General features: G+C 23.4%; 1 protein-coding gene. It reads left to right on the top strand.

All coding sequences use genetic code 11. The annotated features are described in order from the left end of the window. Positions 1–112 precede the first annotated feature (112 nt). Positions 113–268 carry a hypothetical protein gene (locus tag FDW96_RS25120; protein WP_170974736.1) on the top strand — a complete coding sequence of 52 codons (156 nt, stop codon included), beginning with the start codon at positions 113–115 and terminating at the stop codon, positions 266–268. The last annotated feature ends 40 nt before the right edge of the window (positions 269–308 follow it).

The raw sequence follows: 308 nt of genomic DNA on the forward strand, positions 1-308 counted from the left end.
TCTAAACGATTAAATCAAGATAGTATAAACAAATTCATAAAAGAACGAAATGGAATTAAGCCTTGACAAATGTAAAATAATTTGATACTATGGTATAAGAAAAGGAGAAGAGATGAAAATTGGATTTATATTACAGATTGTTTTTGATATTATTCTAATAGTTCTAAATGGATATTTAGGCTTTACAGGCGAAAGTATTTATTTATTTGTTGCTTTTTTATGGTGTATTTGGTTATTAATTCACATTTTATTGCTTAATAATATTTAAGGCTTGACTTTTCAAGTCTTTTTTGTTATTATATACTAAA

Origin of the sequence: Citrobacter sp. TBCS-15 (genome assembly GCF_005280815.1) — a bacterium.
GTDB lineage: Bacteria > Pseudomonadota > Gammaproteobacteria > Enterobacterales > Enterobacteriaceae > Citrobacter > Citrobacter werkmanii.